Source organism: uncultured Thiodictyon sp., from assembly GCF_903946935.1.
Classification (GTDB): Bacteria; Pseudomonadota; Gammaproteobacteria; order Chromatiales; family Chromatiaceae; genus Thiodictyon.
In genome coordinates this window covers 1-1,770 of record NZ_CAJAXH010000167.1, presented here as the reverse complement: position 1 = coordinate 1,770, position 1,770 = coordinate 1, and the positions used below count along the sequence as shown (strand labels likewise).

Below are 1,770 nucleotides of genomic sequence, written 5' to 3'. Positions count from 1 at the left end.
GGTGATCGCTACAACCACCAGGGGCGCCCGAGTCCGGTGAACGTGTTCATCGACGAGTCGGCCGAAGTGGTGAACGATCCCTTCATCCAACTGCTGAACAAGGGCCGTGGCGCCGGTCTGCGCTTGGTGATCGCTGCCCAGACCTTTGCCGACTTCGCCGCCCGCACCGGCAGCGAGGCCAAGGCCCGGCAGGTGCTCGGCAACATCAACAACCTGGTGGCCTTGCGCGTGCTCGATGCCGAGACCCAGGAGTACGTGGCCGAAAGCCTGCCCAAGACCCGTGTGGTCAGCATCATGCGCTCCCATGGCAGTACCACCGACTCCAGCAACCCGGTGCTCTACACCGGCAACACCGGTGAGCGCGTGGTCGAGGAGGAGGTCGAGCTGTTCAGCCCGGCGTGGCTCGGACAGCTCCCCAACTTCGAGTACATCGCCAAGCTTTCGGGGGGGCGGATCGTCAAGGGTCGGTTGCCGATCCTGGGTGCGCTCCGTGGCCCGGCCGAGCCGGCAGTCACCACGCCGGCCACTGAGCCAGACGGCGACCCGCGAGCCAACGCGCCGCTCGCCGGATCGCCAGAGCCATCAGCCGCCAGTGAGTCCGACACGGACCCTCGTGCGCCTGAGGCAGAACCACAAGAAGTACAGACGACAACGCACACACTGGAAAATAACATGGGAAAAAGATATCTGAACGCGGCCCTGAAACGCTCCCAACGCGACGCACTGACCCAAGTGGAGATCGACTGGCCCGACAGCCGCGGGTTACTCGAACGCCTTGCGCTGGGGCTCTGGGCGCGGTACCCCACCGACGAGGCCCGCTACACCCGCCTGCAAGCCATCGCCGTGGCCGCGATCAACGCTCACAAGGTCGCGAAGAAGGCCGGGGTGCCCGATCGCGAGCGCTTTGCGGCCTTCTTCGAGGCGATCATGGGGGCACTCGCCGCGCCCGAGCATCCGGTCCTGGCACAGGCCATGACCGTCAACCAACGGCGCATCCTGGGCCGTCGGCTACGCGCCGTCCTGCCGGTGCCTGGCCTGGAGCCCGCGCCTGGGGTGCAGGATGCTTGACGACTCGCACGAGGGCAGCGACGGCAAAGGCCTCTGGCTCTGGACGCTCGCCGCGGGCCTGCTGCTCTTCGTCATGGAGTTCATCCTGTTCGCCGCCCTGGTGCCGACCGACTGGGCGCGCCAGGTCAGCGCGCGGGAACTCACGTCCCTGGTGGACGCCGTGGGGCCGGCGCAGGCCGACCTCATCCTCGACCGCGCGGTGCGCTGGTATCGGGCCTGTTGCGTGCGCACCGGCCTGGAGGCGTGGAGTTATCACGTCCTGGTCCCCGATCACCGGATGGCGGGGGCGGGGCTGGAGAAATTGGCGGACAGCCCGGTCTGGCCCTGGCTCGCGGGCCGGGTGCATGTGGTCTGGTGGTCACTCGGGCAGGCCTGCCAGCGCCTGGCGGTCCTGCTCTTCTGGTGGCCGTTCAGCCTCATCCTGTGCGCTGCCGCCGCGTACGATGCCCTGTTACGGCGGCGCATCCGGCAGCACGGCTTTTCCTATGCCAGTCCGCTGATCCATTTCTGGTCGGTGCGGGCGCTGCTTTGGATACTGATCGGGACCTTGATGCTGTTGGTTGCCCCGATCCCGCTACCCGCCGCGGGCGTGCCGGTTGGGGTGGCCGTTGTTGCCGGGCTCTTGGGGCTCGTGCTTGCCAACAGTCAGAAGCGTTTGTAAGTCAGAGGAATACCTAGTCCTGCGGCTGTTGACGAGACGCG

General features: G+C 67.2%; 1 protein-coding gene and 1 pseudogene. Both read left to right on the top strand.

Features of this window, described 5'->3' with window-relative positions:
• A pseudogene (locus QZX93_RS14955) lies at positions 1-480 on the top strand (TraM recognition domain-containing protein); the annotation flags it as partial.
• Between the two features lie 580 nt (positions 481-1,060).
• The gene (locus tag QZX93_RS14950) at positions 1,061-1,729 is read left to right on the top strand and encodes a DUF4400 domain-containing protein (protein ID WP_295393156.1); all 669 of its coding nucleotides are present in this window, start codon (positions 1,061-1,063) and stop codon (positions 1,727-1,729) included.
• Positions 1,730-1,770: the final 41 nt, after the last annotated feature.